General features: G+C 69.7%; 22 protein-coding genes. 17 read left to right on the forward strand and 5 right to left on the reverse strand.

Features of this window, described 5'->3' with window-relative positions:
* Nucleotides 1–95: 95 nt before the first annotated feature.
* The 4 genes from E8M80_RS22770 to E8M80_RS22785 all read left to right on the forward strand — a co-directional run bounded on the left by E8M80_RS22770 (nt 96) and on the right by E8M80_RS22785 (nt 2,199).
* Entirely contained in the window at nt 96–644 is a 549-nt protein-coding gene (locus E8M80_RS22770) for a crossover junction endodeoxyribonuclease RuvC (protein WP_137128033.1), read from the forward strand.
* The gene (locus E8M80_RS22775) at nt 641–871 is read left to right on the forward strand and encodes a hypothetical protein (protein WP_137128034.1); all 231 of its coding nucleotides are present in this window, start codon (nt 641–643) and stop codon (nt 869–871) included. Before E8M80_RS22770 ends, E8M80_RS22775 begins: the two co-directional genes overlap by 4 nt.
* A complete protein-coding gene (locus tag E8M80_RS22780; RefSeq protein ID WP_137128035.1) occupies nt 861–1,412 on the forward strand; it encodes a DUF6456 domain-containing protein in 552 nt (183 codons plus the stop codon). The genes E8M80_RS22775 and E8M80_RS22780 overlap by 11 nt, the downstream gene beginning before the upstream one ends.
* A gap of 82 nt (nt 1,413–1,494) precedes the next feature.
* Nucleotides 1,495–2,199 carry a hypothetical protein gene (locus E8M80_RS22785; RefSeq protein WP_137128036.1) on the forward strand — a complete coding sequence of 235 codons (705 nt, stop codon included), beginning with the start codon at nt 1,495–1,497 and terminating at the stop codon, nt 2,197–2,199.
* Nucleotides 2,200–2,203: 4 nt separating this feature from the next.
* Here E8M80_RS22785 and E8M80_RS22790 read toward each other — a convergent pair whose 3' ends face one another.
* Entirely contained in the window at nt 2,204–2,410 is a 207-nt protein-coding gene (locus E8M80_RS22790) for a hypothetical protein (protein WP_137128037.1), read from the reverse strand.
* A 74-nt stretch (nt 2,411–2,484) separates the two neighbouring features.
* On the opposite strand from E8M80_RS22790, the gene E8M80_RS22795 reads away from it, so the two are divergent.
* From E8M80_RS22795 to E8M80_RS22815, 5 genes are all read left to right on the forward strand, one after another.
* Entirely contained in the window at nt 2,485–2,820 is a 336-nt protein-coding gene (locus tag E8M80_RS22795) for a hypothetical protein (RefSeq protein WP_137128038.1), read from the forward strand.
* 95 nt (nt 2,821–2,915) lie between these two features.
* Nucleotides 2,916–3,227, forward strand: coding sequence for an HU family DNA-binding protein (locus tag E8M80_RS22800; protein WP_137128039.1), 312 nt, complete (start codon nt 2,916–2,918; stop codon nt 3,225–3,227).
* Nucleotides 3,228–3,257: 30 nt separating this feature from the next.
* Nucleotides 3,258–3,497 (forward strand): helix-turn-helix transcriptional regulator, encoded by a 240-nt coding sequence (locus tag E8M80_RS22805; RefSeq protein WP_137128040.1) that lies wholly within the window; start codon nt 3,258–3,260, stop codon nt 3,495–3,497.
* 333 nt (nt 3,498–3,830) lie between these two features.
* The gene (locus tag E8M80_RS22810) at nt 3,831–5,300 is read left to right on the forward strand and encodes a site-specific DNA-methyltransferase (protein WP_137128041.1); all 1,470 of its coding nucleotides are present in this window, start codon (nt 3,831–3,833) and stop codon (nt 5,298–5,300) included.
* Entirely contained in the window at nt 5,290–6,552 is a 1,263-nt protein-coding gene (locus E8M80_RS22815; RefSeq protein ID WP_137128042.1) for a site-specific DNA-methyltransferase, read from the forward strand. Before E8M80_RS22810 ends, E8M80_RS22815 begins: the two co-directional genes overlap by 11 nt.
* Here the strand turns inward: E8M80_RS22815 and E8M80_RS22820 are convergent.
* Nucleotides 6,529–7,062, reverse strand: a complete 534-nt coding sequence (locus E8M80_RS22820) for a 4-vinyl reductase (protein ID WP_137128043.1) — start codon at nt 7,060–7,062, stop codon at nt 6,529–6,531. The two genes, E8M80_RS22815 and E8M80_RS22820, sit on opposite strands and share 24 nt — an antisense overlap.
* Before the next feature lie 170 nt (nt 7,063–7,232).
* Here E8M80_RS22820 and E8M80_RS22825 point away from each other — a divergent pair, with 170 nt between their 5' ends.
* Complete coding sequence (locus tag E8M80_RS22825) at nt 7,233–7,469, forward strand: hypothetical protein (protein WP_137128044.1); 237 nt, start codon at nt 7,233–7,235, stop codon at nt 7,467–7,469.
* A gap of 95 nt (nt 7,470–7,564) precedes the next feature.
* Complete coding sequence (locus E8M80_RS26755; RefSeq protein WP_240790178.1) at nt 7,565–8,422, forward strand: DUF3489 domain-containing protein; 858 nt, start codon at nt 7,565–7,567, stop codon at nt 8,420–8,422.
* Nucleotides 8,423–8,585: 163 nt separating this feature from the next.
* On the opposite strand, the gene E8M80_RS22835 is transcribed toward E8M80_RS26755, so the two are convergent.
* Both E8M80_RS22835 and E8M80_RS26135 read right to left on the reverse strand, forming a co-directional pair.
* On the reverse strand, nt 8,586–9,788 hold the full coding sequence (locus tag E8M80_RS22835) for a hypothetical protein (protein WP_137128045.1): 1,203 nt from the start codon (nt 9,786–9,788) through the stop codon (nt 8,586–8,588).
* A gap of 220 nt (nt 9,789–10,008) precedes the next feature.
* Entirely contained in the window at nt 10,009–10,164 is a 156-nt protein-coding gene (locus E8M80_RS26135; RefSeq protein WP_170979584.1) for a hypothetical protein, read from the reverse strand.
* Between the two features lie 348 nt (nt 10,165–10,512).
* Here E8M80_RS26135 and E8M80_RS22840 point away from each other — a divergent pair, with 348 nt between their 5' ends.
* The 6 genes from E8M80_RS22840 to E8M80_RS22865 are packed head-to-tail and all read left to right on the forward strand — an operon-like array spanning nt 10,513 to nt 15,660.
* On the forward strand, nt 10,513–11,028 hold the full coding sequence (locus tag E8M80_RS22840; protein ID WP_137128046.1) for a hypothetical protein: 516 nt from the start codon (nt 10,513–10,515) through the stop codon (nt 11,026–11,028).
* 25 nt (nt 11,029–11,053) lie between these two features.
* On the forward strand, nt 11,054–12,976 hold the full coding sequence (locus E8M80_RS22845; RefSeq protein WP_137128047.1) for a phage terminase large subunit family protein: 1,923 nt from the start codon (nt 11,054–11,056) through the stop codon (nt 12,974–12,976).
* A gap of 14 nt (nt 12,977–12,990) precedes the next feature.
* The gene (locus tag E8M80_RS22850) at nt 12,991–13,344 is read left to right on the forward strand and encodes a hypothetical protein (RefSeq protein WP_137128048.1); all 354 of its coding nucleotides are present in this window, start codon (nt 12,991–12,993) and stop codon (nt 13,342–13,344) included.
* Nucleotides 13,341–13,949 carry a hypothetical protein gene (locus tag E8M80_RS22855; RefSeq protein ID WP_137128049.1) on the forward strand — a complete coding sequence of 203 codons (609 nt, stop codon included), beginning with the start codon at nt 13,341–13,343 and terminating at the stop codon, nt 13,947–13,949. Before E8M80_RS22850 ends, E8M80_RS22855 begins: the two co-directional genes overlap by 4 nt.
* Nucleotides 13,949–14,185, forward strand: a complete 237-nt coding sequence (locus tag E8M80_RS22860) for a phage head-tail joining protein (protein ID WP_137128050.1) — start codon at nt 13,949–13,951, stop codon at nt 14,183–14,185. Before E8M80_RS22855 ends, E8M80_RS22860 begins: the two co-directional genes overlap by 1 nt.
* A complete protein-coding gene (locus E8M80_RS22865) occupies nt 14,182–15,660 on the forward strand; it encodes a phage portal protein (RefSeq protein ID WP_240790179.1) in 1,479 nt (492 codons plus the stop codon). Before E8M80_RS22860 ends, E8M80_RS22865 begins: the two co-directional genes overlap by 4 nt.
* 42 nt (nt 15,661–15,702) lie before the next feature.
* Here E8M80_RS22865 and E8M80_RS22870 read toward each other — a convergent pair whose 3' ends face one another.
* Nucleotides 15,703–16,110 carry a cupin domain-containing protein gene (locus E8M80_RS22870; protein WP_137128051.1) on the reverse strand — a complete coding sequence of 136 codons (408 nt, stop codon included), beginning with the start codon at nt 16,108–16,110 and terminating at the stop codon, nt 15,703–15,705.
* Between the last annotated feature and the right edge of the window lie 142 nt (nt 16,111–16,252).

Consider the following 16,252-nt stretch of genomic DNA (forward strand, 5'->3'; position numbering starts at 1 on the left):
GAGCCCAATCCCGAAAGCCGGGCAGCGACGACGAGCTCCGCCAAGAACCGCGCCGTCGCCGCCCTCACCAGGATCATCCCCTCTCGGAGACCACCATGGCAGTCGCAACTCTCACCATGCCCGCCGCCCATGCAAGCGGCCCGCCCATCACCCTCCCGCCCGCAATAAGCCTCGGACACCACGCCGTGCTCGCCTTGGATCTCGGCACCACCACCGGCTGGGCCCTGCGGTCACACGACGGCGGCATCACCTCCGGCACCATGACCTTCAGGCCGACTCGCTTCGAAGGCGGTGGGATGCGCTTTCTGCGCTTCCGCGGATGGCTGGCCGAGGTCGCCGCTCTGTCCGGCGGCGTGGCGCGGATCGTATTCGAGGAAGTCCGCGCGCATGCCGGCACCGATGCGGCGCACATCTACGGCGGCTTCCTCGGCATGCTGACCGCTTGGTGCGAGGAGCACGACGTCCCCTACGAGGGCGTTCCGGTCGGCACGATCAAGCGCTACGCCACCGGCAAGGGCAACGCCGACAAGGTAAAGATGGTCGCCGCCATCGAGGCGCGCGGCTTCGCGCCAGCCGACGACAATGAAGCGGATGCCATCGCGCTGCTGCTCTGGGCGACCGACCCCACAGGAGGCCGCGCATGAGCATGCACGGCGCACCGCTGCCGCCCCGCTCCTGCCTCGACCGCGGCACGCGCAGCCCCACCAACGATAGCGAAGTGAACGCCATGCGCGCCGCCGCGTGGCATCGGCATGGCGTGGTCGCGCTGCCAGTCGCAGACATCACGGACGATTGGCTGCGTCAGGCCATCACCAACGAAGCCAATCGGCGCTGGGGGCGTCGCAATGGGGAGAACCACCATGGCCGGTAAGCGCAAGCCCAAGGTGCCGAAGCCGAAGCACGACGATCTGGCGACGCCGTCGAAGTGGCGGCTGCAGCATGGCCCGGTGGGCGAGCCTGTGCGCGAAGCCGACCCCGAGACAGGATTGCCGGTCGTGCATAGGCGCGCAATCGACACGCTCGGGCAGATGCTCGCCAACGGCACCATCACCCAGGACATGCACGATGCCGGCGCGGTGTTCCGCTCGCAGTTCCGCATTGCGGCACTGGACGTCGTGCGGTCGATGCCGCTGATCCGCGTACCGGGCAGTGGCGAGGCCATGACGGATCGGCAGATGGTCGCGCGCGAGCGGGTGGCGCGCGCGATGACGGCGTTGGGCGGTTTCGACAGCGCCGCCGGGTCGATCGTCTGGCACGTGGTCGGCCTCGAGTGTTCAGTCCGCGAATGGGCGCAGCGCCAGGGATGGGGTGGGCGCAGCGTCGGCCACGCCCAGGCGCAGGGGATGCTGGTGGCCGCGCTGGGCGTGCTGACTGTGGTGTACGGGCTCGCACCACGGCAGCGGGCTGCTTAGGGCGCTCGTCGCGCGAAGTGATTCACTCCGCCTCGACCCGCGCGAGGCGTATCATGATTCGACCGCAAGGAGATCCACAGCCGTGACGACGCCAAGCGATGCCCCGATCTTCATCGACATCGAGTCCTCAGGGATCGCACGGGGATCCTTCCCGATCGAGATTGGCTGGGCGCAGCCCGTGGTCGAGAACGATGGCCGCATTTTGCTGGACGTCCGCAGCATTCTGGTTCGACCGTCCGAGAACTGGCTGGCAGACCCTGCTCGCTGGGACTCATCCGCTGAGCCAGTCCATGGGTTGTCGCAGGAAATCCTGCTGCGGGACGGGCGCGCATTGAGCGACATCTGCGAGATGCTCGATCAGACCTTCAATGCCGTTGAAGTCGCGAGCGACACCGGCATGGGCGGCTGGGACGATGACTGGCTTCTCGCGCTCTACGAAGAAGCTGGGCGAGCTGGGCGTAATTGGGACCTCGCCGAGAAGCAGTCCGGCGCCGTGGTTGCGCGTCAGTTTCGTGCGCTTGGCCTCGATCCTCGTGTCGTCCGGCCGGCGCTGGCACCATGGCTGCCGCGCCATTCGCACGCTGCGGCGGAGGACGCGCTGCGGTTCGCCTGGGAATGGGGGATGGCGGAACTGCTCGGGCGGTGCGGCCTGGCCGGACGACCCGATGCGGAGCTCCTGGAGATCCTCCGCGATCTGCCTGCCGTGGTGCCGCGTGCGCAGTGGCCTCAGGCCATCAGTCACGAGACCTATCGCCGCCGTGCCGTGACCGCAGCGCAGGACGCCTGACGGATCACTCCGCGCCAAGGACGTAGGCCACCGCCTCGCCGATCAGCGTGAACGGCAGGGCGGGATGGTGCGCCAGGATGGCGTCGTGCACCGCCTGTTTGGTGTTCGACCGGGTGAAAGGGTCCGGCGGCCGCCGTGCCGCCCGGGCTGCGGCCAGGGTTGCCGCGCTTAGCCACGGCGGCGAAGGGCGGGTCTGGTCACCGTCGGGCATGCCCGACGATAGCCGGCCCTATGAGAACAAGACAAGAACATGCTACGAAGCACTATCGAGCAGGAGGGACGGACATGGCGGCAAGGCAGCGGGCGGCGATGCGCCCCCTCGATGCGGCGCTGGTGCGCTTGCAGGCAATGGCAGCGCGCGGGGTTCAGCCCACCCGCATGGCGCGCGAGGTCGAACTCATCGTGGTCGAATGGCTCGGCGACCCCAACGCCGATCCCGACGAGGTGAAGGTCCGCCTCGACGAGCTGCGCGAACAGCTGGCGTCCGGCGTTGTCGATGCCGAGGAGCAGGTGTCCTATGTCGACCCCGACGAAGCCGCGGCGGTGAAGCAGGCCAGCATCACCCTGGTCGCGCTGGTGGCGACGCGGGACGCGGTCGAGCGAGCGCGCGCGGCGCTTTAGCGCCGCGGCTTGCGCAGTACGGGCATGCGGACAAGGGGACTGACAAGCCCCGCAGGCTCCGCTACGGCCGATCATCCGCAATGGAGATCCAGTCTGTGTCGAAGAAGTTCCTGACCGAAGTCATCGCCAACTCGACCGACCTGTCCGGTGTCGCAGCGACCAAGCTGGCCGGCGACATCATCGATGCCATCAAGGCGGAGATCGTGGAGAGCGGTCGTTTCACCATTCCTGACTTCGGCGCCTTCGTCGTGCGCGAGACCCCGAAGCGCACCGGCTTGAACCCGCGGACGGGCGAGAAGGTGCAGATCAAGGCGGGCGCGACGGTGCGCTTCAAGGCCAGCCCGGGGCTCAAGGCAGCCGCGCTCGGTGGCGTGAAGAAGGCCAAGCGCAAGGCCGCGAAGGGCTGAGGCTGGGCCACCCGGGGGAGTGACGACCGTATGGAACATCTCCTGACACCGCGGCTCTGCCGTGAAGCACGCGCGCTGCTGGATCTCGACGCTGCCGAGGTTGCGTTCGTCGCACGCATACCGGTGTCGGTGCTGGAGATGTTCGAGGCGGGGCACGCCACGCCACCGGCGATAGTCCTGGCCAAGCTGCAGCGAATCTTTGAGCGTGGTGGCGTGGCCTTCACGCCGGATACCAGCAGGCGTGGCGTGCAACTCCGGGCCTGCGCATAGCGTGTCGAACGTGCGCAGCGCGCTGTTACAATTCTACCTGTAGCGGCGCGGAATCCGTATCCGATAGACTCTTCCCACGGTGAAGAACTGCGAGCGCAGCCGGGGTGGCTCTGGCTCACCAGCCACAGCGTCGCTCGATCGAGACAGTGGCTCTCGAGCCGATGGTTCCTTCCTGGCCCCGCTGTATGCGGGGGGCGGAAGCGCGCAGCATCGCTAGCGCCAGGCCGGAAATATGGTTTGCAGTTTGCAGCCTTTCCGAGCCGCTTCAGATCGTTACCTGCAAACCGACGCCGGGCCGCTGCCCTGCAAACCACCTGCAAACCGGATGGCCAGATGACGCTCCCCTGGATGGCAGCGAAGATCCTGCTGCGCCCGCTGGCGGAGCTGCGCGCGCATCCCGGCAATGCGCGCGTGCACGGCGCCGCGCAGATCGAGCAGATCAAGGCCAGCATATTGGCCTTCGGCTTCACCAACCCGCTGCTGGTCGATGAGGCGGACGTGCTGATCGCCGGCCATGGTCGGCTTGAGGCCGCGACGGCGCTCGGCATGGCCAAGGTGCCAGTGATCGTGCTGCGGCACCTGTCCGAGGTGCAGAAGGAGGCGCTGCGGCTCGCCGACAATCGCATCGCGGAGAACGCAACCTGGGATCAGGCGCTGCTGCGCGATGCGCTCGCCGCGGTGCAGTCGGCGCAGGACATCGACCTCGCGGCACTCGGCTTCTCAGCGGATGAGCTCGCGGACATCCTCGCGGCGGCTGGAGATGCCGTGTCCGACGGCGACGCGCCCGAGGCCCTGTCCGCGGATCCCGCCGAGGGGGGCGGCGCGGCTGGCGCGGCAGGCACCGAGGATGCGCCGGCGGAAGATCCCGCCGATGCTGATCCGGAGCCGCCGCGCCAGGCCGTCACCCGCCCGGGCGACCTCTGGCTGCTCGGCGAGCATCGCCTGCTCTGCGGCGACAGCACCGATGCTGCCTCGGTCGCTCGCGTGATGGGCGATGACCGCGCAGCGCTGCTGTTCACCAGCCCGCCCTACGGGAACCAGCGTGCCTACACCACCGGCGGCGTGTCCGATTGGGATGCACTGATGCAGGGCGTGTTCCAGCATCTCGACGGCGCGCTGCGGCGCGACGGGCAGGTGCTGGTGAACCTCGGCCTGATCCACCGCGACAGCGAGTGGCAGCCCTACTGGTCCGGCTGGCTCGATTGGATGCGCGCGCAGGGCTGGCGGCGCTTCGGGCTCTATGCATGGGACCAGGGGCCCGGTCTGCCCGGTGACTGGAACGGCCGCCTCGCACCCGCGTTCGAGTTCGTCTTCCACTTCAACCGCGAGGCCCGCGCGCCGAACAAGATCGTGCCCTGCAAATGGGCGGGCACGCCAAACAAGGGCAGCGGGCTGCGCGCCGCCGACGGCGAGGTAAAGGCCTACACCCATATCGGCCTGCCCGTGCAGGAGATGCGCATTCCCGACAGCGTGCTACGCATCACCCGCCACAAGGGGCGCGGCATCGAGACCGAGCACCCGGCGGTTTTCCCCGTAGCGCTGCCGGAGTTCCTGATGCAGACCTACGCCAACCTCGGCGACGCGGTGTTCGAGCCATTTGCCGGCTCCGGCACCACCATCCTGGCAGGCCAGCGCACCGGGCGCCGCGTGCGCGCCATCGAGCTGGCGCCGGCCTATGTCGACCTGGCGGTCGCGCGGTGGCGGATGCTGCACCCCGAACTGCCGGTCACGCTCGCCGATGATGGCCGCGATCACGACGCCGTGGCCGCGGCGCGGACGGAGGTCACCGCGAATGCAGCCTGATCTTGTCGTCTCCACCCTGGCGGTGACGGCGCTGGTCCCATACGCCGAAAACGCGCGCACGCATTCGCCGTCGCAGGTGGCGCAGATCGCCGCCTCCATCGCCGAGTTTGGCTTCGTGAACCCGGTCCTGGTCGACGCCGAGGGCGTGCTGATCGCCGGCCACGGTCGCGTCATGGCGGCGAAGCAGCTCGGGCTCGCCTCGGTGCCGGTGCTGCGGATCGGCCATCTCTCTCCCGCGCAGGCGCGCGCCCTGCGCTTGGCCGACAACCAGATTGCCCTGAACTCCGGCTGGGACGAGGCGCTGCTGGCCGACGAGATCGCGCGCATCCGCGACGAGGCGGTGGTCGACCTGGACGTGCTCGGCTTCTCCGGCATGGAGCTCGACCGGCTGTTGGCCGCGGCCGACGCCGGTCTCAGCGACGATGCCGACGAGGCGCCGCCGCCGCCCGCGGTGCCCGTCACCCGCACGGGCGATCTCTGGCGCTGCGGCGTCCACCGGTTGCTGTGCGGCGACGCGACGCAGCTGGCCGACGTGCAGCGCGCGCTCGGCGCCGGCCATTTGGCCGACATGGGCTTCGTCGATCCGCCCTACAACGTGGCCTACGAGGGCGGCACCGCGGCTAAGATGACCATCGCGAACGACGCGCTCGGCGGCGGCTTTCCCGAGTTCCTCCGTCCTGCGCTGGCCAACCTGCTCTCGGTGACGAAGGGCGCCTGCTACGTCTGCATGTCCTCCTCCGAATGGCCGACGCTGCATCGCGTCTGGCAGGAGGCGGGCGGGAAGTGGTCGAGCACGATCATCTGGGCGAAGAACACCTTCGCGCTCGGCCGCGCCGACTACCACCAGCAGTTCGAGGCCATGCTCTACGGCTGGAAGGCGGGCGCGCATCACTACTGGTGCGGCGCGCGCGACCAGGGAAATGTCTGGCACTTCGACAAGCCGGCCTGCAACGACCTGCACCCCACCATGAAGCCGGTGGCGCTGGTCGAGCGCGCGATCCGCAACAGCAGCAAGCCGCGCGACACGGTACTGGACTGCTTCGGCGGCTCGGGCACGACGATGATCGCCGCGGAGCGCACGGGGCGGCGCGCCGTGCTGCTGGAGATCGATCCCGCCTATGCCGATGTGATCGTGCGGCGCTGGCAGGAGGCCACCGGCGAGGCCGCGGTGCTGGAGGGTGATGATCGCATCTTTGAGGATGTCGCCGCGGCACGCGGCGTGGTCTTTTCACGCGACGGCGTCGCAGCGTAGTTCAAACCGGCATTCGGGATATCCGGCCGCAGCGCAAGCCACCTCCTGGCAGACGGGTTCACCCCCGCGCCCTGCCATCTCCAGCACGTAGCGCATCCCGCCCACGAAGCTGCCCTCGAACATGTAGCAGACGTGTCGCCCCGTCTCGGGGCCGTAGCCGAGCGCGAAGGCAGAGTGGCGCACCGTGACGGTCGCCGTACCGGCGGTCTCGTCGAGCGCAGTGATCTCGAGCTGACCGTAGCCGCGTTGGGACAATCGCCTGAGGTAGTGACGGAAGGTCTCAACGGGCGCTAGGCCATGCGTCTTCGCCTCCGCCCGGCACCACTGCAGGGCGGAGAGGTCGCTCGATGCGTACAGGATCTCGCGGTAGGCCGCGGGACCGATGGCGGCCTCGATGCCCTTCTGCATGTTCACCAGGAAGTGCCGCGGCACGTAGATCATCGGCAGTCCATCGGTGCGCCAGATCCCCGTGTCGGGCTCGACGTCGATAGGGACTTGCGGCTGGGCCATGGCTTCTCCTGTCAGCGGCTGGCCCGAGGGCCGTGGTGGCGATCGTGATGTGATCCAGACCGCCGAAACATAGCAATTTCGTGCCGCTGCATCTTGCTTGGCTCGTGCGCGGCACAGCGCGAATGGTCCGTCACACGCAGGGGATGCCCTGCACCACGACGGAGACGATCATGACCGACCGCACCGCCCGCGCCGCCCGCAACCAGGAATGCAGCCTGGCCGCCTTCCTCGCGAAGAAGGCCGAATTCGACGCCCTCCTCGCGGAACTCACGCAGGCCAGCGCGGACCATTTCGGCGCGGATCCCGAGACGGTGCTTTGGGGCGAAGCGGCCTGGCTTTCGGATGCGACGGCGAAGCTGAAGGACATCGCGGACCAGCATTCCCGCCGCGGCGAATACGAAGCCTGACGCGGACCACTTCCGCACCGCCCCGACCGGCCACGCCGGCGGGGCTCCCGGCAGTAGGGGCCGATGACCGGCACCCGGAACCGGAGACCACCACGATGACCAAGCTTTCCGACAGCCAGCGCGTGATCCTGAGCGCCGCCGCGCAGCACGAGATGGGCCTCGCCCGCGCGCCGAAAACGCTCCCGGCCGCCGCGCGCAACGCGGTCTTCCGCAGCCTGATCAAGAACAACCTGCTGACCGAGATCAACGCGCCACGGGAGCATGTCGGGCTGGGCTGGCGCCAGGATGATGACGGCACCTGGATCGTGGCGCGCATCACCGACGAGGGGCTGCGTGCCATCGGCATCGACCCGAACGAGGGCGACGCGGGGGCCGGCGAGCCCGACTGCTCGGGCATCGAGGGCCGCGTGCCCGACACGGCGCCCACGGGCGCGGAGGAGACGGCGCCGCGGGGTGACGACGCCCCGCCGCCCGAAGCCGCCCAGGCCGCGCCCCTGGCGGAGGAAGTCGCCGTGCTCGACCAGGCCCTCGCGGCGCGCGCCTCCACGCCGCGGACCAGCCTGCGCGACGCCGCCGCGGCGATCCTCGCCGCCTGGGATGACGAGGCCAACCGCGAAGGCGACATGATCGGTGCCCTCGATGGGCCGATGGAGGCCCTGCGCACCATGCTCGCCGGCAAGCCCGCCCGCGCCCCGCGGGACGCCAACGCCCCGCGGAAGCCGCGCGAGGGCACGAAGCAGGAGCAGGTGCTGGCCATGCTGCGCCGGCCCGAGGGCGCGACGGTGGCGCAGATCGCCGACGCCACCGGCTGGGCGCAGCACACGGTCCGCGGCTTCTTCGCCGGGCTGAAGAAGAAGGGCCACGCGGTCGAGGTGAAGTCGCGCGAGCGGATGGTCGGGCCGAACAAGACCGGCGCGAAGGGCTCCTTCACCATCTACGCCTTGGCGGAGTGACCGATTAGGTTGGCGCCAGTGTGAAGCACATGGCGCCTTCCCGATGGCCGCGACAGCCTCGTCGGCAGGGCGCATAGCCAAGCCGGCAGGCCACAAAGACAAGTCGATGTCGACCCTGCCCCCCCGACAGTAGAGTTGCCATCGGGCACATCACCCGTGCCGTTCAGCGTGAGGCGTCGGCACCCCCGCGGCCCTGCAGCAGGCGTCCGATGATCACGATCACGGCCCAGAGCAGCCAGCCCACGCCGATCACGATCATCGCCTCCTGCACATCCGCCCAGCGCGCGCCCGCGAGCGAGGGCATGCCGCCATTCGGCCCCGCGCCGCGCCCCGCCACGCCCATGGGAAGGGTGACGACCAGGATGAGGCCGGCGATCATGACGCCGACCGGCGTTGCCTTATGCGAGGCCCCGATCGTGATCATCAAGGACGGCACGACGGCAAAGGCGATCGCGACAAACACGATGCCGCTGTTGACCTCAGCGTGCCGTATTGCGAGCGCCATGAGACAGGGCAGCGTGAGCGCGGCAATGCCCAGCAGGATTTCCCGATGCAGGGGAACCGCCGAGTCGCCAATTCCATCCGTGAGCCGGTCGAGACGCGCCGCGATCCAGGAATGGCGGGACAGGACCACCAGCGCCAGGCTGAGCAGCGCAGCCGCGAACAACCACAGGAGCGGCATCGCGGCATCGAGCCTGGCCCAGCGCGGATCCGCCACCCAGCGCCCGACGACGATGTGCGGCGTTGCCGTCCATCCCGCCTCCCGCAGCGCTTCCTGCACGGCGAAATCCCGCAGCGGCTCCGGCAGCAACCGCAGCACGCCGCGCCCCGCATCCCAGGGCGCGCCCGGCACCTCGTGGGTTATGCCATCCGGCCCGTGCTCCAGCACCGCAACCACCGGCACCGACTGCGCCGGCGTCCAGTCCGGGTCGACGACCGGCACCACCGTGAAGCGACCGCGCAGCCTGCTGGGGCTGGTGGAGCGCCCCCGCATGTCTCTGCGCGGCAGAGCGACGCGAACCTCGACTTCCCGGGCGAGATCGGCGCGCGGCGCAGCCTGGGGCAGCAGGAAGCCGGCGGCGGCGGGGCGGGAGGGAGCGGCCGCCGCATCCAGGCTAGGCACGTTCCCGAAGATGCGCGCCTCGGTCAGGCCGATCGAGAGAAAGGCTGCACCGATCACGATGCACATGGCGTAGCCCATGCGCAGCATGGTCTGGCCGGCACAGAAGAAGGCCGCGCCGCTAGCGGGGAGGAGCGAGAGGAGGAACACGACGAAGAGGGGCGTCGTTCCCTCGCCCCAGACCGGCAGCAGGATGGCATGAAGCAGCATTGGCAGCGCGATGCCGATCGCACCGACCAGCAGCATCCGACCGATCAGCAGCCTCCGGGAGATGCGGCCCGGCGGCGGCGGAGAGGCGGGCAGTGAAGCAGCCGTCTTTGCCGGACGTAGGTGGCCGTACTTTCTCATGCTCATCTAGACAGACCGGCAAGGCCGGCTCTGCTGATTAGGCGCTGCAGTCCAAACCGGCCCACCTGGTCGTGTCCCCGTTGGTTGGTCGAGGGCCAAGGGAGACGGGGGTGTTGTCTCAGCGGCAGCGGCAACTGCCGCCGACGTCGGAGCGCAGGTTCTGTCGGACCCAAGTGACGCCATCTGGCTGGAAGTCAAAGGAAGGGCCGATGATGCAGATTTCCGAAGAGCCGCGGCCGCTCTGCATTTGCGACATTGTGGCGCGTTCGACCATGATCCGATTATTCACACAGTAAACGACCGCAGGCGTGCTCTGCGCCATGGCAGCGGATGCTGCCATGGCTCCCAGAGCAACAGCGCCGGCTATAAAACAACGCATCGTGGCGCCTCTCCCATCCTCGTTAAAGGGACAGCCTGTAGGCTACCCGGGCAGCACGCAAACGCAATGAGCAAGCGTTGCTACCGGTTCACCGACGCTCTCACCTCGCTGCAGATGCTCGGCGACGCCGTCACATTCGATGGGCCCGCTGCCATCAACGCCTTTGAAGCCGCCCGTCAGCACGCACTGCGCGCCCGGTAACTATGCGCGCACTCTATCCTCGTGCGGCGGGAGGTCGCCGCCATGCCGGAAAAGACCGCCTCCACGCGCGAGGCCGCGCGGCGCCTCGGCGTCAGCGACACCGCTATCCACAAGGCCGAGCGTGCGGGTCGCATCGCCCGCGAGCCGGATGGTAGTTGGGACATCGACAAGACCCGACGCCGCCTCGTGGAGACCGCAGACCCAACCCGCTCGCCGCTGGCCAGTGGCGGCGGCGCGGATGGCACGCCCTTCGCCCGGCTGAAGGTCGCGCAGCTCGCCCTCAAGATCGAGGCACAGCGCCTTTCGCTCGACGAGACCAAGCGCCGTCTGGTCGACGTCACTGAGGCCAACGCTGCGCTCGACGAGATCGGCAGCACGATGCGCGACGCGCTGCTGAACTGGCCCGCCCGGGTCTCGGGCCTGATCGCGGCCGAGATCAACGTCGACCCGCATCTGCTGCAGACCATCCTGCAAAGCCACATCAACGACCTGCTGACGGAGGCGGCCGATCGCTTCGATCCAGCAGGCCTCGGAGGGGACCGGTCTCCGCAGCCGTGAGCATGTGCGCCGGCGTGTCGGCGCCATGCTGCGCCCGCCGCCGCAGCTCACCGTCTCGGAATGGGCCGAGCGGCATCGGATGCTCGGCAGCCGGGCCTCGGCCGAGCCAGGGCCATGGCGCACCAGCCGCACGCCCTATCTGAAGGACGTGATGGACGCGCTGTCGGCGGTGCATCCCGCCCGGCGCGTCGTGTTCATGAAGGGCGCGCAGGTCGGCGCCACGGAATGCGGAAACAACTGGCTCGGCTATATCATGCATCACGTGCCGGCGCCGGCGCTGGCCGTGCAGCCGACCGTGGAACTTGCCAAGCGCTTCTCGCGCCAGCGCATCGACCCGCTGCTGGAGGAGACGTCCGCGCTGCGGGAACGTGTCGCGCCGGCGCGGGCCCGCGACAGCGGCAACACCATGCTGTCGAAAGAGTTCCCGGGCGGCATCCTGGTCCTGACGGGTGCCAACAGCGCCGTCGGGCTGCGCTCGATGACCGCGCGGTTCCTCTTCCTCGACGAGGTGGACGCCTATCCCGGCGACGTCGCCGGCGAGGGTGATCCGATCGCCCTGGCCGAGGCCCGCGCGCGGACCTTCGGCTGGCGGCGCAAGGTCTTCCTGGTTTCGACGCCGACCATCGCCGGCCGCAGCCGCATCGAGCGGGAGTACCTGGCCTCCGACCAGCGGCGCTTCTTCGTCCCCTGTCCCGAATGCGGGGAGATGCAGTGGCTGCGCTTTGAGCGGCTGCTCTGGGACAAGGGTGCGCCGGAGACGGCGCGGTATCACTGCACCGCCTGCGACCACCCAATGCAGGAGCACGACAAGACCGCGATGCTCGGCGGCGGGGAGTGGCGTGCTACGGCCGAGGGTCAGGATCCGCACACCGTCGGCTTCCATATCTCAGCGCTCTACTCCCCGGTGGGCTGGCTCTCCTGGGGGCAGATCGCCCGGGATTGGGAGGCCGCCCAGGATAAGCCGGAGGACATCAAGACCTTCAAGAACACGGTGCTGGGAGAGACCTGGCAGGAGCAGGGCGAGGCGCCGGATTGGGAGCGGCTGGTCGAGCGCCGCGAGGATTTTCCGATGGGCGTCGTGCCCACGGGCGCGCTGGTGCTGACGGCGGGCGTGGACGTGCAGGACGATCGCCTGGAATGCGATGTGTGGGGCTGGGCGGAGGGGTTCTCGTCCTGGCTGGTGGACCATGTGGTGATCCCGGGCAGCCCGCGGGACCGGGAGCCCTGGGACGAACTCGCCCGGGTGCTGGCGCGCGACTGGCCGCGCCAGGGCGGTGGCGCCATGCGCATCGCACGGCTCTGCGTCGACACCGGCGGCCGCGACACGGCCGCCGTCTATGGCCATCTGCGCCGGCTGCGGGATCCGCGGATCGCGCCGACCAAAGGTATCGATGGCTGGAACCGCGCCCAGCCCGTGCAGGGCCCGACGCCAGTGGACGCGCTGGTCGATGGCCGCAAGCTGCGGCGCGGCCTGAAGCTGTGGACCGTGTCGGTCTCGACCTGGAAGGCCGATCTGTACCGTCGGCTGTGGCTCAGCCGAGGCGACGCGGAGGAGGTGCCGCCTGGCTGGGTGCATCTGCCGCGGGGCATCGAGGCGGAGTGGGTCAAGCAGCTGGTCGCCGAGCAGCTGCGCACCACCAAGGATCGCCGCGGCTTTGCCCGGCAGGAATGGGCGAAGCTCAGGGAACGCAATGAAGCGCTGGACTGCGCCGTGCTCGCCCGCGCCGCGTTGTGGCTGCTCGGCGCCGACCGCTACGGCGAGCGCTTCTGGCAGCAGCTGCGGGACCAGATCGCCGATGCCCCGCTGCGGCCGAGCGAGCTTCCTGCCGCCGGGAATGTCGCCCACCCACCGGCGTCACCGCAGGCCGAACTGGCGACGCCCGCAACACCACCCAACGCCCATCGCCCGCGTGGTTGGCTCGCCCCGCGCCAGGGCTGGCTGCGCTGATCCTGGAGATTCTGATGACCGCGATCGTGCCCGTGCGCACCAGAATCGCCGCCGGCCAGGCGCTGAGCGGACCCGTCGCCAGCGTCGGCTACGGCGTCTGCCTGCTGTTGCTGCCGGCCGCCTGGAACGATGCGCCGCTCACCCTGCAGGGCTCGCTCGACGAGGGCGAGCCTGCGGCCTGGTCGGATCTCTACGACCATCTCGGCAACGAGGTGGTGCTGACAGCGACTGCCGGCCGCGCCCTCACCCTGCCGCCAACGCTGCTGCTCGGCTGGCGCTGGCTGCGCCTGCGCTCGGGCCTTGCCGCCGCGCCGGTGAACCAGGCGGCGGAGCGCCTGCTCACCCTCGGCATCCGACCCCTCGCATGACCGCGCTGTTCCAGCACTACATGCCGCCGGCGCCGGCGATGCTGCCCTACGTCTCGGGGCGCTTCTACGCCTCGCAGCATGCGCGCGCGGTCGGCGGCGCGGTCGCGATGACGGCGAACCGGCTCTATTGCGTACCCTACGTGCTGGCGCGGCCCGGCCTGTTCTCGGCCATGGCGGTGAGCGTGACGACCGGCGCGGTGGGCGTCCTGCGCATGGCCTTGGCTGCCGACGATGGCACTGGGCATCCGGGGCGCCTCGTCGAAGAGCCGCTGACGGACGCCGACACCGCTTCTGCCGGCAGCGCGATCTGTGGCTTTGCGCAGCCGCGCTGGATCTCGGCCGGCGTCTGGTGGCTGCTGCTGTGCTTTTCGGGGGCGCCCTCGGCGCGCGGCACCAGCACCCAGGCCTTCAGCGGCGGCAACACGCTGTTGCTCGGCTCGGCCGCGGCGGATGGCGGCGCCGGTGGCGGTACCACGGGCAGCGAGAACGGCTTCTTTGCGGCGCTGACGCATCAGGCTGGCGTGCCGATCATGCCCAACCCGCCGAACGGGCTGTCCTATCTCGTCAACGCGGCGACGCCGCTGCCGACGCTCAGGGCCGCGTGATGGACCCCGCTATTCTCGCCTGGGCACTCGCGCAGCCGGTGGGCAGCCGCGCGGCAGTGCTGGCCGCGGCGTATACGGGCGGCAGCACGCGCGTGAGCTTCGATGGGCGTACCGTCGAGTACCGCAGCCTCGACGAACTCGGCCGCGCGCTCGCCGTCCTCCGCAGCGCCGAGACGACGGCAGCGCGCAGGCCGACGGCAACGTTCGCATCCTTCTCGCGGGGCAACGGCACGTGATCGAGCGAGTGATCCGAGCGTGGCAGGCCTTCCGTGGCTACGCCGCCGCGCAGGACGGGCGCGCCTCCGCTTGGGCGCCCTCGGGCGGCAGCGCGAATGCCGAGGTAGGCCTGGCCGCGGCCACCGTGGCGCGCCGTGCCCGCGATGCCGTCCGCAACGATCCCTATGCCAGCCGCATCGTCGATCTGTGGACCGGCAATGCGGTCGGCGCCGGCATCACGACGCGCTGGCCCGACGACGCGCACGGCCGCGCCTGGCAGCGCTGGGCGGAGAGCACCGCCTGCGACGCCGAGGGACGGCTCGACCTCTACGGCCTGCAGGCGCTGGCGATGCGGGCGGTCGTGGAGAGCGGCGAATGCTTCGTCCGCTTCCTGATGGTGCAGCCCTCACCGGCGAACCCGATCGGCCTCCGCCTGCAGGTGTTGGAGAGCGATCACCTCGACACGGCACGCACCGGCATGGTGGACGGCACTGCGACCATCCAGGGCATCGCCCTTGGCGAGGCGGGCGAACCGATCGCCTACTGGCTGCACCGGGTGCATCCCGGCGCGGCCTGGATCCTGCCGGGTGCGACCTGGCAGGGCAGCCAGCGCATCCCCGCGTCAGAGGTGCTGCACGTCTACCGCAAGCGCCGGCCCGGGCAGCTCCGCGACGTCTCCTGGCTGGCGCCGGTGCTGCTGCGCCTGCGGGACCTCGGCGACTACGAGTCTGCGCTACTGATGAAGGCCAAGATCGAGGCCTGCCTCGCCGCGCTCGTGACCGAGGAGGGCGACGAGGCCCTGACGGGTGCGGCGGCGGGCCTGCTCCGCGACGCGCAGGGCCGCACGGTCGAGAGCTTCGAGCCGGGGATGATCCTGTATCGCCGCGGCATGGGCTCCGTGGAGGTGGTGAACCCCTCGGGTGGCGGCAGCCATGCAGCCTTCGCCCGCCGCGCCCTCGAGGCCGCCGCGGTCGGCGCCGGCCTGACCTACGACCAGGTCTCCGGCGACCTGACCCAGGCGAACTACTCCTCGCTGCGCGCCGGCAAGATCGAGTTCCGCCGGCTCTGCGAGCAGGTCCAGTACGGCATGCTCATCCCGATGCTGGTGCGCCCGATCGCGGAGCGCTTCCACGCGCAGGGAACGCTACTCGGGCTGTGGGGCCCGGAGGTGCCGGACGGCGTCAGCCACGTCCCACCAGCGCACGAGATGATCGACCCGCTCAAGGACACCACCGCCTTGATCGCCCAGGTGCGCGCCGGCTTCGTTCCGCAGCCGGAGGCGGCCGGGGCCTTCGGCTACGACTTCCGCGCGGCGGTGGAGATGATCCGCGAGGCCAATGCCCTGCTCGACGAGGCCGGCATCTCGCTCGACACCGATCCGCGCCGCGTCGCGAAGTCCGGCGCAGCGCAGGACGCCGCGCAGATGGCTGCCGTCGAGATCGCGGCGACCGGCGCCGCCACCACGCTCAATGAGGAGCGGTCCTCGCAGGGTTAATGGTGTGGTGTCGCGATTCCCGATCGGCGTGCTGGTGCTGTTCTACCGGATCGGATCCAGGAATGGCGTGTCTGGTTCCGCCACATAGAAGATTACAACCTTCGTCGGCTCGGTTGCGCTTCGGTTGTAGCCAGTCATGCGGACATTCGGCGGTTCCACCATGGATTGGCCGGCCCGTACCGTGATCGCCTCGCGCCCCTCCATCTCGAGAGTGAAGGCCCCCTCCAGGATGTAGACCGTCACTGGAAAGCGGTGCGTATGGAAGACCGTGCTCTGGCCGGGGTTGATGGTCGCCGTCATCACGCTGACCTGCTGGCGCTCGCCGCGCGGCATTCCCTGGACTGTTTCCTGCAGCAGAAGATTGGGCCGCGCAGGCGGCTGCTGCGCCAGCGCCGGATAACAGGCGATCAGGGTTGCGACGGTGCAGGTCAGGCCGGTTCGGTGCTGCATCTTGCTCACTCCTAGCCGAAGGCCAGAACGCTAGCACGCGCATCCAACCGTCTGCATCGGAATCGGTGCGTACCAGCGAACGCTGACATCCCCCGGCAATTCGGTGGGTCGGGGTCACAGGGCCGCTCAGACGAGGATTACA

This window comes from Roseomonas sp. HF4 (assembly GCF_005222755.1).
In the GTDB taxonomy this organism is placed as follows: Bacteria; Pseudomonadota; Alphaproteobacteria; order Acetobacterales; family Acetobacteraceae; genus Neoroseomonas.

Excerpts from the sequence above, each read along its gene's own strand:
- E8M80_RS22805 (WP_137128040.1), top strand. The coding sequence starts at position 3,258 with ATGGAACATCTCCTGACACCGCGGCTCTGCCGTGAAGCACGCGCGCTG.
- E8M80_RS22810 (WP_137128041.1), top strand. The coding sequence starts at position 3,831 with ATGACGCTCCCCTGGATGGCAGCGAAGATCCTGCTGCGCCCGCTGGCG.
- E8M80_RS22870 (WP_137128051.1), bottom strand. The coding sequence starts at position 16,110 with ATGCAGCACCGAACCGGCCTGACCTGCACCGTCGCAACCCTGATCGCC.
- E8M80_RS26135 (WP_170979584.1), bottom strand. The coding sequence starts at position 10,164 with ATGGTCGAACGCGCCACAATGTCGCAAATGCAGAGCGGCCGCGGCTCT.
- E8M80_RS22815 (WP_137128042.1), top strand. The coding sequence starts at position 5,290 with ATGCAGCCTGATCTTGTCGTCTCCACCCTGGCGGTGACGGCGCTGGTC.
- E8M80_RS22770 (WP_137128033.1), top strand. The coding sequence starts at position 96 with ATGGCAGTCGCAACTCTCACCATGCCCGCCGCCCATGCAAGCGGCCCG.
- E8M80_RS22855 (WP_137128049.1), top strand. The coding sequence starts at position 13,341 with ATGACCGCGCTGTTCCAGCACTACATGCCGCCGGCGCCGGCGATGCTG.
- E8M80_RS22840 (WP_137128046.1), top strand. The coding sequence starts at position 10,513 with ATGCCGGAAAAGACCGCCTCCACGCGCGAGGCCGCGCGGCGCCTCGGC.
- E8M80_RS26755 (WP_240790178.1), top strand. The coding sequence starts at position 7,565 with ATGACCAAGCTTTCCGACAGCCAGCGCGTGATCCTGAGCGCCGCCGCG.
- E8M80_RS22775 (WP_137128034.1), top strand. The coding sequence starts at position 641 with ATGAGCATGCACGGCGCACCGCTGCCGCCCCGCTCCTGCCTCGACCGC.
- E8M80_RS22795 (WP_137128038.1), top strand. The coding sequence starts at position 2,485 with ATGGCGGCAAGGCAGCGGGCGGCGATGCGCCCCCTCGATGCGGCGCTG.
- E8M80_RS22860 (WP_137128050.1), top strand. The coding sequence starts at position 13,949 with ATGGACCCCGCTATTCTCGCCTGGGCACTCGCGCAGCCGGTGGGCAGC.
- E8M80_RS22820 (WP_137128043.1), bottom strand. The coding sequence starts at position 7,062 with ATGGCCCAGCCGCAAGTCCCTATCGACGTCGAGCCCGACACGGGGATC.
- E8M80_RS22850 (WP_137128048.1), top strand. The coding sequence starts at position 12,991 with ATGACCGCGATCGTGCCCGTGCGCACCAGAATCGCCGCCGGCCAGGCG.
- E8M80_RS22835 (WP_137128045.1), bottom strand. The coding sequence starts at position 9,788 with ATGCTGCTGGTCGGTGCGATCGGCATCGCGCTGCCAATGCTGCTTCAT.
- E8M80_RS22825 (WP_137128044.1), top strand. The coding sequence starts at position 7,233 with ATGACCGACCGCACCGCCCGCGCCGCCCGCAACCAGGAATGCAGCCTG.
- E8M80_RS22845 (WP_137128047.1), top strand. The coding sequence starts at position 11,054 with ATGCTGCGCCCGCCGCCGCAGCTCACCGTCTCGGAATGGGCCGAGCGG.
- E8M80_RS22790 (WP_137128037.1), bottom strand. The coding sequence starts at position 2,410 with ATGCCCGACGGTGACCAGACCCGCCCTTCGCCGCCGTGGCTAAGCGCG.
- E8M80_RS22780 (WP_137128035.1), top strand. The coding sequence starts at position 861 with ATGGCCGGTAAGCGCAAGCCCAAGGTGCCGAAGCCGAAGCACGACGAT.